The organism is Streptomyces longisporus (assembly GCF_039532765.1).
Taxonomy (GTDB): domain Bacteria; phylum Actinomycetota; class Actinomycetes; order Streptomycetales; family Streptomycetaceae; genus Streptomyces; species Streptomyces longisporus.
This window is the reverse complement of the sequence record NZ_BAAASG010000016.1, coordinates 331,615-348,143: the sequence shown is the minus strand read 5'-3', so window position 1 is coordinate 348,143 and position 16,529 is coordinate 331,615. Positions and strand designations below refer to the sequence as shown.

At 66.8% G+C, this 16,529-nt stretch carries 26 protein-coding genes; 24 read left to right on the top strand and 2 right to left on the bottom strand.

The annotated features are described in order from the left end of the window. Window positions 1-42 precede the first annotated feature (42 nt). On the bottom strand, window positions 43-1,410 hold the full coding sequence (locus ABD355_RS33660) for a S41 family peptidase (RefSeq protein WP_344404670.1): 1,368 nt from the start codon (window positions 1,408-1,410) through the stop codon (window positions 43-45). A gap of 122 nt (window positions 1,411-1,532) precedes the next feature. Beyond that, window positions 1,533-2,705, bottom strand: coding sequence for a right-handed parallel beta-helix repeat-containing protein (locus ABD355_RS33655; RefSeq protein WP_344404669.1), 1,173 nt, complete (start codon window positions 2,703-2,705; stop codon window positions 1,533-1,535). Between the two features lie 579 nt (window positions 2,706-3,284). Here ABD355_RS33655 and rpsJ point away from each other — a divergent pair. The 24 genes from rpsJ (at window position 3,285) to map (ending at window position 16,368) form a co-directional block, all read left to right on the top strand. Further along, window positions 3,285-3,593, top strand: coding sequence for a 30S ribosomal protein S10 (gene rpsJ, locus ABD355_RS33650; protein ID WP_003948644.1), 309 nt, complete (start codon window positions 3,285-3,287; stop codon window positions 3,591-3,593). 17 nt (window positions 3,594-3,610) lie between these two features. Continuing rightward, window positions 3,611-4,255 (top strand): 50S ribosomal protein L3, encoded by a 645-nt coding sequence (rplC, locus tag ABD355_RS33645; protein WP_189933353.1) that lies wholly within the window; start codon window positions 3,611-3,613, stop codon window positions 4,253-4,255. An 8-nt stretch (window positions 4,256-4,263) separates the two neighbouring features. Beyond that, window positions 4,264-4,920, top strand: a complete 657-nt coding sequence (gene rplD / locus ABD355_RS33640; protein WP_266958977.1) for a 50S ribosomal protein L4 — start codon at window positions 4,264-4,266, stop codon at window positions 4,918-4,920. Beyond that, entirely contained in the window at window positions 4,920-5,339 is a 420-nt protein-coding gene (gene rplW / locus ABD355_RS33635) for a 50S ribosomal protein L23 (RefSeq protein WP_099930777.1), read from the top strand. The genes rplD and rplW overlap by 1 nt, the downstream gene beginning before the upstream one ends. Before the next feature lie 38 nt (window positions 5,340-5,377). After that, window positions 5,378-6,214, top strand: coding sequence for a 50S ribosomal protein L2 (gene rplB, locus ABD355_RS33630; protein ID WP_115906448.1), 837 nt, complete (start codon window positions 5,378-5,380; stop codon window positions 6,212-6,214). Between the two features lie 12 nt (window positions 6,215-6,226). Further along, window positions 6,227-6,508 (top strand): 30S ribosomal protein S19, encoded by a 282-nt coding sequence (gene rpsS, locus ABD355_RS33625; RefSeq protein ID WP_030930516.1) that lies wholly within the window; start codon window positions 6,227-6,229, stop codon window positions 6,506-6,508. A gap of 44 nt (window positions 6,509-6,552) precedes the next feature. Next, window positions 6,553-6,900 (top strand): 50S ribosomal protein L22, encoded by a 348-nt coding sequence (rplV, locus tag ABD355_RS33620; RefSeq protein ID WP_003974262.1) that lies wholly within the window; start codon window positions 6,553-6,555, stop codon window positions 6,898-6,900. Then, window positions 6,900-7,727, top strand: a complete 828-nt coding sequence (rpsC, locus tag ABD355_RS33615) for a 30S ribosomal protein S3 (protein ID WP_030839666.1) — start codon at window positions 6,900-6,902, stop codon at window positions 7,725-7,727. Before rplV ends, rpsC begins: the two co-directional genes overlap by 1 nt. Before the next feature lie 5 nt (window positions 7,728-7,732). Further along, entirely contained in the window at window positions 7,733-8,152 is a 420-nt protein-coding gene (gene rplP, locus ABD355_RS33610; RefSeq protein WP_009327094.1) for a 50S ribosomal protein L16, read from the top strand. After that, the gene (gene rpmC / locus ABD355_RS33605) at window positions 8,152-8,376 is read left to right on the top strand and encodes a 50S ribosomal protein L29 (RefSeq protein WP_030930505.1); all 225 of its coding nucleotides are present in this window, start codon (window positions 8,152-8,154) and stop codon (window positions 8,374-8,376) included. The genes rplP and rpmC overlap by 1 nt, the downstream gene beginning before the upstream one ends. Continuing rightward, window positions 8,376-8,666, top strand: a complete 291-nt coding sequence (gene rpsQ / locus ABD355_RS33600; RefSeq protein WP_099930779.1) for a 30S ribosomal protein S17 — start codon at window positions 8,376-8,378, stop codon at window positions 8,664-8,666. Before rpmC ends, rpsQ begins: the two co-directional genes overlap by 1 nt. A 312-nt stretch (window positions 8,667-8,978) precedes the next feature. Next, entirely contained in the window at window positions 8,979-9,347 is a 369-nt protein-coding gene (rplN, locus tag ABD355_RS33595; RefSeq protein WP_003998823.1) for a 50S ribosomal protein L14, read from the top strand. 2 nt (window positions 9,348-9,349) lie between these two features. Further along, on the top strand, window positions 9,350-9,673 hold the full coding sequence (rplX, locus tag ABD355_RS33590) for a 50S ribosomal protein L24 (RefSeq protein WP_031477830.1): 324 nt from the start codon (window positions 9,350-9,352) through the stop codon (window positions 9,671-9,673). Further along, window positions 9,673-10,230: a 50S ribosomal protein L5 gene (gene rplE, locus ABD355_RS33585; protein WP_007494758.1), complete on the top strand. Its 558-nt coding sequence runs from the start codon at window positions 9,673-9,675 to the stop codon at window positions 10,228-10,230. Before rplX ends, rplE begins: the two co-directional genes overlap by 1 nt. Before the next feature lie 5 nt (window positions 10,231-10,235). After that, window positions 10,236-10,421, top strand: a complete 186-nt coding sequence (locus ABD355_RS33580) for a type Z 30S ribosomal protein S14 (protein ID WP_003948630.1) — start codon at window positions 10,236-10,238, stop codon at window positions 10,419-10,421. 212 nt (window positions 10,422-10,633) lie between these two features. Then, on the top strand, window positions 10,634-11,032 hold the full coding sequence (gene rpsH / locus ABD355_RS33575; RefSeq protein ID WP_030930492.1) for a 30S ribosomal protein S8: 399 nt from the start codon (window positions 10,634-10,636) through the stop codon (window positions 11,030-11,032). Window positions 11,033-11,056: 24 nt separating this feature from the next. Then, window positions 11,057-11,596, top strand: a complete 540-nt coding sequence (rplF, locus tag ABD355_RS33570; RefSeq protein ID WP_344404667.1) for a 50S ribosomal protein L6 — start codon at window positions 11,057-11,059, stop codon at window positions 11,594-11,596. Window positions 11,597-11,599: 3 nt separating this feature from the next. Then, window positions 11,600-11,983 carry a 50S ribosomal protein L18 gene (rplR, locus tag ABD355_RS33565; protein WP_071364959.1) on the top strand — a complete coding sequence of 128 codons (384 nt, stop codon included), beginning with the start codon at window positions 11,600-11,602 and terminating at the stop codon, window positions 11,981-11,983. A 36-nt stretch (window positions 11,984-12,019) separates the two neighbouring features. After that, window positions 12,020-12,625, top strand: a complete 606-nt coding sequence (rpsE, locus tag ABD355_RS33560; RefSeq protein WP_019753099.1) for a 30S ribosomal protein S5 — start codon at window positions 12,020-12,022, stop codon at window positions 12,623-12,625. Window positions 12,626-12,627: 2 nt separating this feature from the next. Beyond that, complete coding sequence (gene rpmD / locus ABD355_RS33555; protein ID WP_003974250.1) at window positions 12,628-12,810, top strand: 50S ribosomal protein L30; 183 nt, start codon at window positions 12,628-12,630, stop codon at window positions 12,808-12,810. Between the two features lie 2 nt (window positions 12,811-12,812). Next, window positions 12,813-13,268, top strand: a complete 456-nt coding sequence (gene rplO / locus ABD355_RS33550) for a 50S ribosomal protein L15 (RefSeq protein ID WP_006140897.1) — start codon at window positions 12,813-12,815, stop codon at window positions 13,266-13,268. 187 nt (window positions 13,269-13,455) lie between these two features. After that, window positions 13,456-14,769, top strand: coding sequence for a preprotein translocase subunit SecY (gene secY, locus ABD355_RS33545; protein WP_344404665.1), 1,314 nt, complete (start codon window positions 13,456-13,458; stop codon window positions 14,767-14,769). Next, on the top strand, window positions 14,769-15,431 hold the full coding sequence (locus ABD355_RS33540; protein ID WP_344404664.1) for an adenylate kinase: 663 nt from the start codon (window positions 14,769-14,771) through the stop codon (window positions 15,429-15,431). The genes secY and ABD355_RS33540 overlap by 1 nt, the downstream gene beginning before the upstream one ends. A 100-nt stretch (window positions 15,432-15,531) precedes the next feature. Beyond that, window positions 15,532-16,368, top strand: a complete 837-nt coding sequence (map, locus tag ABD355_RS33535) for a type I methionyl aminopeptidase (RefSeq protein WP_344404709.1) — start codon at window positions 15,532-15,534, stop codon at window positions 16,366-16,368. Window positions 16,369-16,529 lie beyond the last annotated feature (161 nt).

Below are 16,529 nucleotides of genomic sequence, written 5' to 3'. Positions count from 1 at the left end.
CCGGCGCGGCGGAGCCGTGTATCGACACAGCCCTGCGCCCCATCAGGGGCGCAGCAGGCTCACCGCGCGGTCGAATGCCGAGTCCCGGCTCTCTTCGAACTCCTCCCTTGTGAAGACCGGCTCCGTGATCTGGGGCGGGATGCCCGTGCCGTCGAAGGTGTGGCCCTCGTGGGTGAGGAACTCTTCGTTGGGGAGCCAGGCCGTCATGCCGTTCGGGAGGGTGCGGGACATGACGTCGGAGAAGACGCCCTGGGTGGACTGCCCGATGCGGATCGTCCTGCCGGGGCGGTCCATGAGGGCCTGGGTGAAGGTCTCGCCCGCACTGACCGTGGAGCCGCCGGTCAGGACGGCGACCGGGCCGGTGTAGCGGGGGGCGGGGGCCGGGAGGACCGGTACCGGCTCGGGGCGGGTGTGCCGGGTCGGGTCGGCGGGGTCGTTGCGGGCGCGCTTGGCGTACGCGGTGTAGGGCCGGTCCGTGAGGCGTCCGGCGAGGTGGATGCCGAGGGCGTCGGAACCGCCGCCGTTGATGCGCAGGTCGATGATCAGGCCCGGCAGGCGCCGGGTGCGCTCCGCGGTGAGAACGGTGTCCAGCGCCTTGTCGAGTTCGGCCAGGTTGGCGGCGTACGAGCCGTGGTCGGCGGTCGTGTACCCGCCGAAGCCGGAGATGCGCAGGTATCCGGGGCCGTTGCCGGGCAGGTCGGCGTAGGTGATGCGCCCGGCGGCGAAGTCCCGCCGGTAGGGGGCCCGGGCGAGATCGCGCCCGACGGTGAACTTCTTGACCTTGGCGTCCAGCTGCTCCGTGGGTGTCTCGGTGCCTGGGCGGCCCTGGGCGAAGACACGGTCGCCGTCCTGTACGGCGACATGGGCGTCGTGCAGCGGGGCGACCATCCGGCTGAAGACGTCGAAGAGCTGCGAGCGGGTCGTGTCCTTGTGGATCAGCGGGTGGTAGCGGTCGCGTACGGCGTGCCAGTCGGTGCCCTTGGCGGCGAAGAACGGGTAGTTCTCCTCGAAGGACTGCCAGAAGACGTCGAAGGCGGTACGGGGGTCCGTGGGTGTCGGCCGGGTGCACTGGACGGGCAGCGCCGCGATCCGCCGCAGTCGGCGGTGGCCCACGGAACTGTCCGCCGAGAGCCGGGCGTGATCGCGGTCCCGTCCGAGGCGTACGGTCAGCACGGTGCCGTCCGCCGTGTACGTGCCCGGACCGGTCTGGCGCGCGGTGTCGCCCTTGAGGCAGCTCACCGCGGTGGTCTGGTACTCCTGGTAGACCCCGTGGCCGAGGGCGAGGACGGTGCCGTAGCCGTCCATCCGCCACAGGCCGTCCGCACCGGATGGGCCGGCGTCGGCCGCGGTGGCCGGTGCGGCTCCCGCCGCCAGGGTCAGGATGACGGCGGTGGCCGTGACGATGCGCACGAGGTGTCCTTCCGGTGGCTGCGGGCTGTGCCACCACCGTGGCCGGGGCGGCTTCCCCCGGACCATCCGGCGAGCCGGTGTATCGGGGTGGGGGAAGCCCCAGGGGAGTCAGAGGCCCCTGGTCACGGCGTCACCACCTTGCCGCCGAAGGTCACGGCGAGCGAGCCGTTCGAGGCGAAGGACCAGCCGAGTGCGCCCGAGTACGACGAGCAGCGGGAGCCGTTCGTGCCCGTCCAGAACTGGTTGGAGCTGTCCGCGTCACCGACGGTCTTGTCGTTCGAACCGCTCACGCTGAAGCGGCACGAGGTGTTCGTCCGGAACACGGATGTTCCCTTGTCGAACGAGAAGTTGCGCTCGGCGTTGTCGATGCCGACGTTGTTCGAGATCGCCATCGTGCCGGGATTGCTGTTGTACGTGAACCCGTGATGCCCGTTGCGGTAGGCGATGCTGTGCCGGACGACGTGGTCGACGGCGATGTCGTCGCCGCCCAGCTTGTAGCCGTTGCGGTCGCCGTTGGCGTTCCGGGTGCCGTCGGTCAGGGTGCCGTTGCCGTAGGAGAGCGAGTACTCGATGGTCACCGGGCCGATCGGGCCCGTGTCGGACTTGGTGTACAGGTCCCAGCCGTCGTCGATGTTGTTGTGGGACACGTCGTAGCGGAAGACGTTGCCGGTGCCGGTGGTGAGCTTCGCCGCGAAGCCGTCGGCGTTCTCGCCGGTGGAGTCCATGTTGTCGTGCGACTCCGAGCTCACGATCAGGTTGTTCGACGGCCACTGGCTGCTCGGGGTGCTGGAGGAGATCCGGCCCAGCTGCAGGCCCGTGTCGCGGTTGTACGCCGTCACCGTGCGCTCGATGACGTTGTTGCTGCCCCCCACGTAGATGCCGTTGTCGCCGGCGTGCTCGACGGTGAGGCCGTAGACGTGCCAGTAGTTCGCGTTCAGCTGGAGCCCGCGGTTCGACGAACTCTCGCTCTGCGCCGAGAAGTTGAGCACCGGGGTCTCGCCCGGATACGCGGACAGGGTGGTGCGGGCGCTCGAGGTGCCGTTGCTGCCGGCCGGGATGGTGATCGTCGACGAGTAGTTGTAGGTCCCGCCGCGCAGATAGATGGTGCCGCCGGATGCGATGCGGCTGATCGCGGTGGCGAGCGTCGTGGGGGCGGACTGTGTGCCGGCCGCGCTCGCGGTGCCGCTCGGCGACACGTACTGCGTGGTGCTCGCGGCCTGTGCCGGGGTGCCGGACAGGGCGACGAGCGCGCCGGACAGCAGGCTGACACACGCGATGACGGGTCTCACTTGCATGGTGGTGCCTCCGGGTTCGTCCGTGACCAGGGGTGCCGTGCAAGGGAAAGCGCTTTCCGATGGTGCCGAAGGGGAACGTAAGCGCTTGCTATGGACGCGTCAATAGTTGGGTGCTTGATTCTTATTCACGGACATGAACAAAGGCCCGGTTGTGGCGAGGGTTCGTGCGGGGCTCGTCCGGGGGGTGTCGAGGGTGCGGGTTTGACCTGCGTCACCCTGGGGGTATTCTCTCCGGCTCGATTGGCCAGGCCCCTGCCCCGTATGGCAGACTGTCGGAGTTGCTCGGTCGAGTGTTGATGCTGCGCGCCTCCCGCCGGGGGGACCGGAAGCGAGTCCCACAGTACTCGTCGCCCTAACTGCCGTAAGGCAGCACTGGGGCGGACGTACGGGAATCTTCCGGGAAGTGCGGTGCGGCACTGGCCAGGCACCCGGGTGAACCTCTTTCCCAGGCAAGGGATGTTCGAACAAGGGACATCTGTGTCAGCGGAAGCGCGACACGCCCGACCGCGTGGGTCGGCGAACGAGCGTACGGAGGGCCGGGTTCCAGAGCGTGAAGAGACAAAGGACTACTGAGTAGCCATGGCGGGACAGAAGATCCGCATCCGGCTCAAGGCCTACGACCACGAGGTCATCGACTCCTCGGCGAAGAAGATCGTCGAGACGGTGACCCGCACTGGTGCGTCGGTCGCGGGCCCGGTGCCGCTGCCCACTGAGAAGAACGTGTACTGCGTCATCAAGTCGCCGCACAAGTACAAGGACTCGCGCGAGCACTTCGAGATGCGCACGCACAAGCGCCTGATCGACATCCTCGACCCGACGCCCAAGACCGTTGACTCTCTGATGCGACTCGACCTCCCGGCCGGTGTCGACATCGAGATCAAGCTCTGAGGGCCGGTGATCTGAGAATGGCTAAGCAGATCAAGGGCATCCTGGGCGAGAAGCTCGGCATGACGCAGGTGTGGGACGAGAACAACCGTGTTGTTCCGGTCACCGTCGTCAAGGCCGGCCCGAACGTCGTCACCCAGGTGCGTACGAACGACAGCGACGGCTACGAGTCGGTTCAGATCGCCTTCGGCGAGATCGACCCGCGCAAGGTGAACAAGCCCCTCAAGGGCCACTTCGCCAAGGCCGACGTCACCCCCCGCCGCCACCTCGTCGAGATCCGTACCGCTGACGCCAGCGAGTACACCCTCGGCCAGGAGATCACCGCCGAGGTGTTCGAGGCGGGCGTCAAGGTCGACGTCACCGGCAAGAGCAAGGGCAAGGGCTTCGCCGGTGTCATGAAGCGCCACAACTTCGGTGGCCTCGGCGCCGGTCACGGCACCCAGCGCAAGCACCGCTCTCCCGGTTCCATCGGTGGCTGCGCCACCCCGGGCCGTGTGTTCAAGGGCCTCCGCATGGCGGGTCGCATGGGCAACGAGCGGGTCACCACCCAGAACCTGACCGTCCACGCCGTTGACGCGGAGAAGGGTCTGCTGCTCATCAAGGGCGCGGTTCCCGGTCCGAACGGCGGCCTCGTCCTGGTCCGCACCGCGGCCAAGGGGGCCTGAGGTAACCGATGAGCACTGTTGACATCCTTTCGCCGGCGGGCGACAAGGCCGGTTCCGTCGAACTCCCCGCGGAGATCTTCGACGTCGAGAAGGTCAGCATCCCGCTGATCCACCAGGTCGTCGTCGCGCAGCTGGCCGCTGCCCGTCAGGGCACGCACAAGACCAAGACCCGTGGCGAGGTCCGCGGTGGCGGCAAGAAGCCGTACCGCCAGAAGGGCACCGGCCGCGCCCGTCAGGGCTCGACCCGTGCGCCGCAGTTCGCCGGTGGTGGCGTCGTGCACGGTCCCGTGCCGCGTGACTACTCGCAGCGGACCCCGAAGAAGATGAAGGCTGCCGCGCTGCGTCACGCCCTCACCGACCGGGCCCGCCACAACCGCATCCACGTCGTCTCCGGCGTCGTCGAGGGTGAGAACCCGTCGACGAAGGCCGCCCGGACGCTGTTCGGCAAGATCTCGGAGCGCAAGAACCTGCTCCTGGTCGTCGAGCGCGCCGACGAGGCCGCGTGGCTGTCCGCCCGCAACCTGCCCCAGGTCCACATCCTGGAGCCGGGCCAGCTGAACACGTACGACGTTCTCGTCTCGGACGACGTGGTCTTCACCCAGGCCGCTTTCGAGTCCTTCGTGTCTGGCCCCAAGGCCGCTGACACCGAAGGGAGCGAGGCCTGATGGCTACGCGTCACCCGAGCATTGCCTCCAAGGCCGCGAAGGCCGCCAAGGCCGCGCGCGTCGCCAAGGCGCGTCGCCACGCCGCCGAGGGCAAGAACACCGTCGAGACCCCGCTGAGCAAGTCGTACACGGACCCCCGTGACGTGCTGCTCAAGCCGGTCGTCTCCGAGAAGAGCTACGCGCTTCTCGACGAGAACAAGTACACGTTCATCGTCGACCCGAGTGCCAACAAGACCCAGATCAAGCAGGCCGTCCAGGCGGTCTTCTCGGTCAAGGTCACCGGGGTCAACACGATCAACCGCATCGGCAAGCGCAAGCGGACCCGCACCGGCTTCGGCCAGCGTGCGGCCACCAAGCGCGCGATCGTGACCCTCGCCGAGGGCGACCGTATCGACATCTTCGGCGGTCCGACCGCGTAAGCGGGTCGGATCGTCCGATATCGGACGAGGACTGAGAAATGGGAATCCGCAAGTACAAGCCGACTACGCCGGGCCGTCGTGGCTCCAGCGTCGCCGACTTCGTCGAGGTCACGCGGTCCACGCCGGAGAAGTCGCTGGTCCGCCCGCTGCACAGCAAGGGCGGCCGTAACAACGCCGGTCGTGTGACCGTTCGCCACCAGGGTGGCGGACACAAGCGCGCCTACCGCGTGATCGACTTCCGTCGTCACGACAAGGACGGCGTGCCGGCGAAGGTCGCGCACATCGAGTACGACCCCAACCGCACCGCGCGCATCGCGCTGCTCCACTACGCGGACGGCGAGAAGCGCTACATCCTGGCGCCGAAGGGCCTGACGCAGGGCGACCGGATCGAGAACGGTCCCGGCGCCGACATCAAGCCCGGCAACAACCTGGCGCTGCGCAACATCCCGGTCGGTACGACGATCCACTCCGTGGAGCTTCGTCCGGGCGGTGGCGCCAAGTTCGCCCGCTCCGCCGGTGCCTCCGTGCAGCTGCTCGCGAAGGAGGGCTCGATGGCCCACCTCCGCATGCCGTCCGGTGAGATCCGCCTGGTCGACCAGCGCTGCCGCGCCACGGTCGGCGAGGTCGGCAACGCCGAGCAGAGCAACATCAACTGGGGCAAGGCCGGCCGCAAGCGCTGGTTGGGCGTCCGCCCGACCGTTCGCGGTGTGGCGATGAACCCGGTTGACCACCCCCACGGTGGTGGTGAGGGCAAGACCTCCGGTGGTCGCCACCCGGTCAGCCCCTGGGGTCAGAAGGAAGGTCGTACTCGTTCGCCCAAGAAGGCGTCGAACAAGTACATCGTCCGCCGCCGCAAGACGAACAAGAAGCGCTAGGAGCGGGTTTAGATGCCGCGCAGTCTCAAGAAGGGGCCCTTCGTCGACGAGCACCTCGCCAAGAAGGTGGATGCTCAGAACGAAGCCGGTTCCAAGAACGTCATCAAGACCTGGTCCCGTCGCTCGATGATCGTCCCGGCCATGCTCGGCCACACGATCGCGGTGCACAACGGCAAGACCCACATCCCGGTGTTCGTCACCGAGTCGATGGTCGGCCACAAGCTCGGCGAGTTCTCGCCGACGCGCACCTTCCGGGGCCACGTCAAGGACGACCGGAAGTCGAAGCGCCGCTAGTAGCGGATCGCATTCAGACACGTAAGTAACTGAGAGGGACAACCATGGAAGCCAGGGCCCAGGCGCGGTACATCCGCGTTACGCCCATGAAGGCCCGCCGCGTGGTGGACCTTATCCGTGGCATGGATGCCACGGAGGCTCAGGCTGTTCTGCGATTCGCTCCGCAGGCAGCCTCCGTGCCCGTCGGCAAGGTGCTCGACAGCGCCATCGCCAACGCCGCGCACAACTACGACCACACCGACGCCGACAGCCTCTTCATCTCCGAGGCGTACGTCGACGAGGGCCCGACCCTGAAGCGGTTCCGGCCGCGCGCCCAGGGCCGTGCCTACCGGATCCGCAAGCGGACCAGCCACATCACCGTGGTCGTCAGCAGCAAGGAAGGAACCCGGTAATGGGCCAGAAGGTTAACCCGCATGGGTTCCGGCTCGGTGTCACCACGGACTTCAAGTCCCGGTGGTACGCCGACAAGCTGTACAAGGACTACGTCAAGGAAGACGTCGCCATCCGTCGGATGATGACGTCCGGCATGGAGCGCGCCGGCATCTCGAAGGTGGAGATCGAGCGCACCCGTGACCGTGTGCGTGTGGACATCCACACCGCTCGTCCGGGCATCGTCATCGGCCGCCGTGGCGCCGAGGCCGACCGCATCCGCGGTGACCTCGAGAAGCTCACGGGCAAGCAGGTCCAGCTGAACATCCTCGAGGTCAAGAACCCCGAGACGGACGCTCAGCTGGTCGCGCAGGCCGTCGCCGAGCAGCTCTCCTCCCGCGTCTCCTTCCGTCGCGCCATGCGTAAGAGCATGCAGTCGGCGATGAAGGCCGGCGCCAAGGGCATCAAGATCCAGTGCGGTGGCCGCCTCGGTGGCGCCGAGATGTCCCGCTCGGAGTTCTACCGCGAGGGCCGTGTGCCCCTGCACACGCTCCGCGCGAACGTGGACTACGGCTTCTTCGAGGCCAAGACGACCTTCGGCCGTATCGGCGTGAAGGTCTGGATCTACAAGGGCGACGTCAAGAACATCGCCGAGGTCCGCGCCGAGAACGCTGCGGCCCGTGCGGGTAACCGCCCGGCCCGTGGTGGCGCCGACCGCCCGGCCCGTGGTGGCCGCGGTGGCGAGCGTGGCGGGCGCGGTCGCAAGCCGCAGCAGGCTGCCGGCGCCGAGGCCCCCAAGGCCGAGGCTCCCGCCGCCGCTCCGGCTGAGAGCACCGGAACGGAGGCCTGACCGACATGCTGATCCCCCGTAGGGTCAAGCACCGCAAGCAGCACCACCCGAAGCGCTCCGGCGCTGCCAAGGGCGGCACGCAGGTTGCGTTCGGCGAGTACGGCATCCAGGCGCTCACCCCGGCGTACGTGACGAACCGTCAGATCGAGGCCGCTCGTATCGCCATGACGCGTCACATCAAGCGTGGTGGCAAGGTCTGGATCAACATCTACCCGGACCGTCCCCTCACCAAGAAGCCTGCCGAGACCCGCATGGGTTCCGGTAAGGGTTCTCCGGAGTGGTGGATCGCCAACGTCAAGCCCGGACGCGTGATGTTCGAGCTGTCGTACCCCAACGAGAAGATTGCGCGTGAGGCCCTCACTCGTGCCGCTCACAAGCTGCCGATGAAGTGCCGGATCGTCAAGCGCGAGGCAGGTGAAGCGTGATGTCGGCCGGTACCAAGGCGTCCGAGCTGCGCGAGCTGGGCAACGAGGAGCTTCTGGCGAAGCTCCGCGAGTCCAAGGAAGAGCTGTTCAACCTCCGCTTCCAGGCGGCGACGGGTCAGCTCGAGAACCACGGCCGTCTGAAGGCGGTCCGCAAGGACATCGCGCGGATCTACACCCTGATGCGCGAGCGTGAGCTGGGCATCGAAACGGTGGAGAACGCCTGATGAGCGAGAGCAATGTGACTGAAGAGCAGACGACCGAGGCACGTGGCGCCCGCAAGACCCGTGAGGGTCTCGTCGTCAGCGACAAGATGGACAAGACCGTCGTCGTCGCTGTCGAGGACCGCGTGAAGCACGCGCTGTACGGCAAGGTCATCCGCCGTACGAACAAGCTCAAGGCGCACGACGAGCAGAACGCCGCGGGTGTCGGCGACCGTGTCCTCCTCGCGGAGACCCGGCCGCTGTCCGCGACGAAGCGCTGGCGCGTCGTCGAGATCCTCGAGAAGGCGAAGTAATCAAGCGGGGGTTCGCCCCCGCTGCCCCCGCCGGGGGCTCGCCCCTGGGCCCCGGCCCGGCCGGGCGCTCCCGGCGAGGTTTCGCCCGATCGAAGAAAGACCGCCGCCCGGCGAGCTCCGTGAAACGACTTACGGAGCCGCCGCCGGGAAGCCCGGCCGAGGTGCGTGAGGCACTCGCGCTCGTCGCGAGAGCCGCCCCACGGCCCGGCCGGGTCGGCAAGTAATTCCTGCGGGGGTATCCCGGCAGGACGGTTCCGCCAGGCTCTCCGGGTCAACCCCCGGAGGGAACCGGCAGACAAACAGGAGATAGACGTGATCCAGCAGGAGTCGCGACTGCGTGTCGCCGACAACACTGGTGCGAAGGAGATCCTTTGCATCCGTGTGCTCGGTGGCTCCGGTCGCCGCTACGCGGGCATCGGTGACGTCATCGTCGCCACCGTCAAGGACGCGATCCCCGGTGGCAACGTGAAGAAGGGTGACGTCGTCAAGGCGGTCATCGTTCGCACCGTCAAGGAGCGCCGCCGTCCGGACGGCTCGTACATCCGCTTCGACGAGAACGCCGCCGTCATTCTGAAGAACGACGGTGACCCTCGCGGCACCCGCATCTTCGGCCCGGTCGGGCGTGAGCTGCGCGAGAAGAAGTTCATGAAGATCATCTCGCTGGCTCCGGAGGTGCTGTAAGCATGAAGATCAAGAAGGGCGACCTGGTCCAGGTCATCACCGGCAAGGACAAGGGCAAGCAGGGCAAGGTCATTGCCGCTTACCCGCGCGAGGAGCGCGTCCTGGTCGAGGGTGTCAACCGGGTCAAGAAGCACACCAAGGCCGGTCCGACCGCTCGCGGTTCGCAGGCCGGCGGCATCGTCACGACCGAGGCGCCGATCCACGTCTCCAACGTCCAGCTGGTCGTTGAGAAGGACGGCAACAAGGTCGTCACGCGTGTCGGTTACCGCTTCGACGACGAGGGCAACAAGATCCGCGTTGCCAAGCGGACGGGTGAGGACATCTGATGGCTACCACCACCACTCCGCGTCTCAAGACGAAGTACCGCGAGGAGATCGCGGGCAAGCTGCGTGACGAGTTCAAGTACGAGAACGTCATGCAGATCCCCGGCCTCGTCAAGATCGTGGTCAACATGGGTGTGGGCGACGCCGCCCGCGACTCCAAGCTGATCGAGGGCGCCATCCGCGACCTCACCACGATCACCGGTCAGAAGCCGGCCGTCACCAAGGCCCGCAAGTCCATCGCGCAGTTCAAGCTGCGTGAGGGCCAGCCGATCGGTGCCCACGTCACGCTCCGTGGCGACCGCATGTGGGAGTTCCTGGACCGCACCCTGTCGCTCGCGCTCCCGCGCATCCGCGACTTCCGCGGCCTGTCCCCCAAGCAGTTCGACGGCCGTGGCAACTACACCTTCGGTCTCACGGAGCAGGTCATGTTCCACGAGATCGACCAGGACAAGATCGACCGCGTCCGGGGTATGGACATCACCGTGGTGACCACGGCGACCAACGACGCTGAGGGCCGTGCGCTCCTTCGTCACCTCGGCTTCCCCTTCAAGGAGGCGTGAGCGAGATGGCGAAGAAGGCTCTGATCGCGAAGGCTGCTCGCAAGCCCAAGTTCGGCGTGCGTGGCTACACGCGCTGCCAGCGCTGCGGCCGTCCCCACTCCGTGTACCGCAAGTTCGGCCTGTGCCGCGTGTGCCTTCGTGAGATGGCTCACCGTGGCGAGCTGCCGGGCGTGACCAAGAGCTCCTGGTAATCCCGCATTTAGGGATTCCCGAAGCTCTCGGTAAGCAATGGGCGTGTCAGGCGCCCTCCCTTCCATGGCTTAGGCTTGGAGGGTTGGGCGTCTGACGACTGCCCGTACGACTTACTACGCCGTAGGTCCACCGCACCGCACCCGCCTCGTCTCGGATCGAGGAGAGGGATGGGCACCTGGAAACCCCGGCGAGAGAGGCCGAAGGCCAATTCATGACCATGACTGATCCGATCGCAGACATGCTTACGCGTCTGCGGAACGCGAACTCGGCATACCACGACTCCGTGTCGATGCCGGCATCGAAGATCAAGTCGCACATCGCGGAGATCCTCCAGCAGGAGGGCTTCATCACGGGCTGGAAGGTCGAGGACGCCGAGGTCGGCAAGAACCTCGTTCTCGAGCTGAAGTTCGGCCCGAACCGTGAGCGCTCCATCGCGGGCATCAAGCGGATCTCCAAGCCCGGTCTCCGGGTGTACGCGAAGTCCACCAACCTGCCGAAGGTGCTCGGCGGCCTCGGCGTGGCGATCATCTCCACGTCGCACGGGCTCCTCACCGACAAGCAGGCCGGCAAGAAGGGCGTGGGTGGGGAAGTCCTCGCCTACGTCTGGTAGCGGAAGGGAACGGAGGAAACAGCTATGTCGCGTATTGGCAAGCTCCCCATCACGGTTCCCGCCGGCGTGGACGTCACCATCGACGGCCAGACGGTCTCGGTCAAGGGCCCCAAGGGCACGCTGACCCACACCGTCGCGGCGCCGATCGAGATCGCCAAGGGTGAGGACGGCGTCCTGAACGTCACCCGCCCCAACGACGAGCGTCAGAGCAAGGCCCTGCACGGCCTGTCCCGCACGCTGGTGGCGAACATGATCACCGGCGTGACCCAGGGTTACGTGAAGAAGCTCGAGATCAGTGGTGTCGGTTACCGCGTGACCGCCAAGGGTTCGAACCTCGAGTTCGCTCTCGGCTACAGCCACCCGATCACCGTCGAGGCCCCCGAGGGCATCACCTTCAAGGTGGAGGCCCCCACCCGGTTCTCGGTCGAGGGCATCGACAAGCAGAAGGTCGGCGAGGTTGCGGCCAACATCCGCAAGCTGCGCAAGCCCGACCCGTACAAGGCCAAGGGCGTCAAGTACGAGGGCGAAGTCATCCGCCGCAAGGTCGGAAAGGCGGGTAAGTAAGCCATGGCATACGGACAGAAGATCCTCAAGGGCGACGCCTACAAGCGCGCCGCGATCAAGCGCCGTCACATCCGGATCCGCAAGCGGATCAACGGTACGGCGGAGCGTCCGCGTCTGGTCGTTACCCGCTCGAACCGCCACATCGTGGCCCAGGTGATCGACGACCTCAAGGGTCACACCCTTGCGTCGGCGTCCACCCTGGACACCTCGATCCGCGGTGGCGAGGGCGACAAGTCCGCGCAGGCCAAGCAGGTCGGCGCCCTGGTCGCCGAGCGCGCCAAGGCCGCCGGTGTCGAGGCCGTCGTGTTCGACCGTGGTGGCAACCAGTACGCCGGGCGCATCGCCGCCCTGGCGGACGCCGCCCGCGAAGCCGGGCTCAAGTTCTGAGCCGCTTGTAGCTAGCGGAAAGAGAGAGGTAATCCAATGGCTGGACCCCAGCGCCGTGGAAGCGGTGCCGGTGGCGGCGAGCGGCGGGACCGGAAGGGCCGTGACGGCGGCGCTGCTGCCGCCGAGAAGACCGCGTACGTTGAGCGCGTCGTCGCGATCAACCGCGTCGCCAAGGTTGTGAAGGGTGGTCGTCGCTTCAGCTTCACCGCGCTGGTCGTGGTGGGCGACGGTGACGGCACCGTGGGTGTCGGTTACGGCAAGGCCAAGGAGGTGCCGGCCGCCATCGCCAAGGGTGTTGAGGAGGCCAAGAAGCACTTCTTCAAGGTCCCCCGTATCCAGGGCACCATCCCGCACCCGATCCAGGGTGAGAAGGCTGCCGGCGTCGTGCTGCTCAAGCCCGCGTCCCCCGGTACCGGTGTTATCGCCGGTGGCCCGGTGCGTGCCGTGCTCGAGTGCGCCGGTATTCACGACGTGCTGTCGAAGTCGCTCGGCTCCGACAACGCGATCAACATCGTGCACGCGACCGTGGAGGCCCTGAAGGGTCTGCAGCGTCCCGAGGAGATCGCGGCCCGCCGCGGTCTGCCGCTCGAGGACGTCGCCCCCGCGGCTCTGCTGCGTGCGCGTGCCGGGGCGGGTGCGTAGTCATGGCGCAGCTCAAGATTACGCAGGTCAAGTCCTACATCGGCAGCAAGCAGAACCACCGTGACACCCTGCGCTCCCTTGGTCTCAAGGGCATCAACACGCAGGTCGTCAAGGAGGACCGCCCCGAGTTCCGCGGCATGGTGCACACCGTCCGCCACCTCGTGACGGTCGAGGAGGTCGACTGATCATGGCGGAGAACAACCCGCTCAAGATCCACAACCTCCGTCCCGCCCCGGGCGCCAAGACCGCCAAGACCCGTGTCGGTCGTGGTGAGGCGTCGAAGGGTAAGACGGCCGGTCGTGGTACCAAGGGCACCAAGGCCCGCTACCAGGTTCCGGAGCGCTTCGAGGGTGGGCAGATGCCCCTCCACATGCGCCTCCCGAAGCTGAAGGGCTTCAAGAACCCGTTCAAGACCGAGTACCAGGTCGTGAACCTCGACAAGCTGGCCGCGCTCTACCCCGAGGGTGGCGAGGTCACCGTCGAGGGCCTGGTGGCCAAGGGTGCCGTTCGCAAGAACAGCCTCGTCAAGGTCCTCGGCCAGGGCGAGGTCTCCGTGGCGCTGCAGGTGACGGTCGACGCCGTCTCCGGCTCCGCCAAGGAGAAGATCACCGCCGCCGGCGGCACCGTCACCGAGCTCGTCTGAATTTCTCGGACGTCTCGATGACGTAAGCAGTCCCGACCGGGGATACCTCACAATGGGGTATCCCCGGTCGGTCGTTCCAAGGGGAGCCGTGCCGCCGGTAAGGTAGCCTGCACTGTTCTTTTTTGTATCCGTCGAACCTCAAGACCGTCACCCTTGACGCAGTTGCGCGGGGGTCGCAGGAGGCACCGTGCTCACCGCGTTCGCCCGGGCGTTCAGGACGCCCGACCTGCGCAAGAAACTGCTCTTCACGCTCGGCATCATCGTGGTGTACCGGATCGGTACGCACATCCCGATCCCGGGCGTCGACTACAAGAACGTCCAGCAGTGCATGGATGTGGCCAGCTCGAACCGCGGCCTGTTCAGCCTGATCAACATGTTCAGCGGCGGCGCGCTGCTGCAGATCACGATCTTCGCGCTCGGCATCATGCCGTACATCACCGCGAGCATCATCCTGCAGCTGCTGACCGTGGTGATCCCGCGCCTCGAAGCCCTCAAGAAGGAGGGCCAGGCCGGCACGGCGAAGATCACGCAGTACACCCGTTACCTGACGGTGGCGCTGGCCATCCTCCAGGGCACGGGTCTGGTCGCCACCGCCCGCAGTGGTGCGCTGTTCTCCGGCTGCCCGGTGGCCAGCCAGATCGTCCCGGACCAGTCGATCTTCACCACCATCACCATGGTCGTCACCATGACCGCCGGTACCGGCGTCGTCATGTGGCTCGGTGAGCTCATCACCGACCGCGGCATCGGCAACGGCATGTCGATCCTGATGTTCATCTCGATCGCCGCGACCTTCCCGAGCGCCCTGTGGGCGATCAAGCTGCAGGGCAAGCTCGCCGGCGGCTGGATCGAGTTCGGCACCGTGATCGCCGTGGGTCTGGTGATGGTCGGTCTGGTGGTCTTCGTCGAGCAGGCCCAGCGGCGGATCCCCGTGCAGTACGCGAAGCGCATGATCGGACGCAGGTCGTACGGCGGTACGTCCACGTACATCCCGCTGAAGGTCAACCAGGCGGGTGTCATCCCCGTGATCTTCGCCTCGTCGCTGCTCTACATCCCGAGCCTGATCGCCCAGTTCTCGGGCGGCAATTCCGGCTGGAAGACGTGGGTCCAGAACAACCTGACCAAGGGTGACCACCCGGTTTATGTGGCCACGTACTTCTTGCTGATCGTTTTCTTCGCGTTCTTCTACGTGGCGATCTCCTTCAACCCCGAGGAAGTCGCCGACAACATGAAGAAGTATGGTGGCTTCATCCCGGGCATCCGGGCTGGCCGACCGACCGCTGAGTACCTCAGCTACGTACTCAACCGGATCACCTGGCCGGGTTCGCTGTATCTGGGTCTGATCGCTCTCGTACCGACGATGGCGTTGGTTGGCTTCGGGGCAAGCCAGAACTTCCCGTTCGGTGGTACCAGCATCCTGATCATCGTGGGTGTCGGCCTCGAGACGGTGAAGCAGATTGAGAGCCAGCTTCAGCAGCGCAATTACGAAGGGTTCCTCCGCTGATGCGAATCGTCCTCGTCGGGCCGCCGGGTGCAGGGAAGGGCACGCAGGCCACTCGCCTTGCCGACAAGCTGCGCGTCCCGCACATCTCCACGGGCGACCTGTTCCGCGCCAACATCAGCCAGCAGACGGAGCTCGGGAAACTCGCGAAGTCCTACATGGACGCCGGCAACCTCGTCCCCGACGAGGTCACCATCGCGATGGCCAAGGACCGCATGGAGCAGCCCGACGCGGAGAACGGCTTCCTGCTCGACGGTTTCCCGCGCAATGTCTCGCAGGCCGAGGCGCTGGACGAGCTGCTCAAGACCGAGGGCATCAAGCTGGACGCGGTACTCGACCTCGAGGTCCCCGAGGAAGAGGTCGTCAAGCGGATCGCCGGCCGGCGCATCTGCCGCAACGACTCGTCGCACGTCTTCCACGTGACGTACAGCCCCGCCAAGAAGGAAGGCGTCTGTGACGTCTGCGGCGGCGAGCTGTACCAGCGTGACGACGACTCCGAGGACACCGTGCGCACGCGGCTCGAGGTCTACCACACGCAGACCGAGCCGATCATCGACTACTACAAGTCGCAGGGCCTGGTCGTCACGATCTCGTCCCTCGGCCCGGTGGGCGAGGTCACGCAGCGGGCGCTGGAAGCCCTCAAGCGCGAGGACGACGGCAAGTAGCCGTCAGCCCAGTTACGGCCGTGGCACCCGAAGGGGCGTCACGGCCGTACTGTTGTGTACGTAACCGGTTGACGTGAGTGACGGAGAGCGCAGGCCACCCATGGTGCAGATCAAGACCCCCGAGCAGATCGCCAAGATGCGTGAGGCGGGGCTGGTCGTCGCCGCCATCCACGCGGCCACTCGTGAGGCCGCGGTGCCCGGGGCCACCACCAAGGACCTGGACCAGGTCGCCCGCAAGGTGCTCGCCGAGCACAACGCCAAGCCCAACTTCCTCGGCTACGGCGGCTTTCCGGCGACCATCTGCACCTCCGTCAACGAGGTCGTCGTCCACGGCATCCCGTCCGACGACGTCGTCCTGAAGGACGGCGACATCATCTCCATCGACTGCGGCGCGATCATCGACGGCTGGCACGGCGACGCGGCGTACACCGCCTTCGTCGGCTCCGGCCACGCCCCCGAGCTGATCGAGCTCTCCCGGGTCACCGAAGAGTCCATGTGGGCCGGCATCGCGGCGATGAAGCAGGGCAACCGGCTGGTGGACGTGTCGAGGGCCATCGAGACGTACATCCGCCGCCAGCCGAAGCCGGGCGGCGGCAAGTACGGGATCATCGAGGACTACGGCGGCCACGGCATCGGCACCGAGATGCACATGGACCCGCACCTGCTGAACTACGTCGAGAAGCGTCGCGGGAAGGGGCCGAAGCTGGTGCCCGGCTTCTGCCTCGCGATCGAGCCGATGGTGTCCCTCGGCACGCCGAAGACGGAGGTCCTCTCCGACGACTGGACCGTCATCACGCTCGACGGTACGTGGTCGTCCCACTGGGAGCACTCGGTGGCGCTGACGGAGGAAGGCCCGCTGGTGCTCACGGCTCCCGACGGGGGCAGGGCGAAACTGGCGGAGCACGGGATCACCGCCGCCCCGGACCCGCTGGCGTAGCGCCGCAGGCAGAGGTCCGCTTAATGATCTCCCCGGCTGGGCATCCTTCCTCGATTCGTCTTTCAGGGTGTGCTGACGTAGACTGACTCGTCGGCTCTCGTGCACCCGCATGTCCGCATGCGCCCGTAAGGGAAAAGCACGGAGTCGATCAAGGTAGTCGA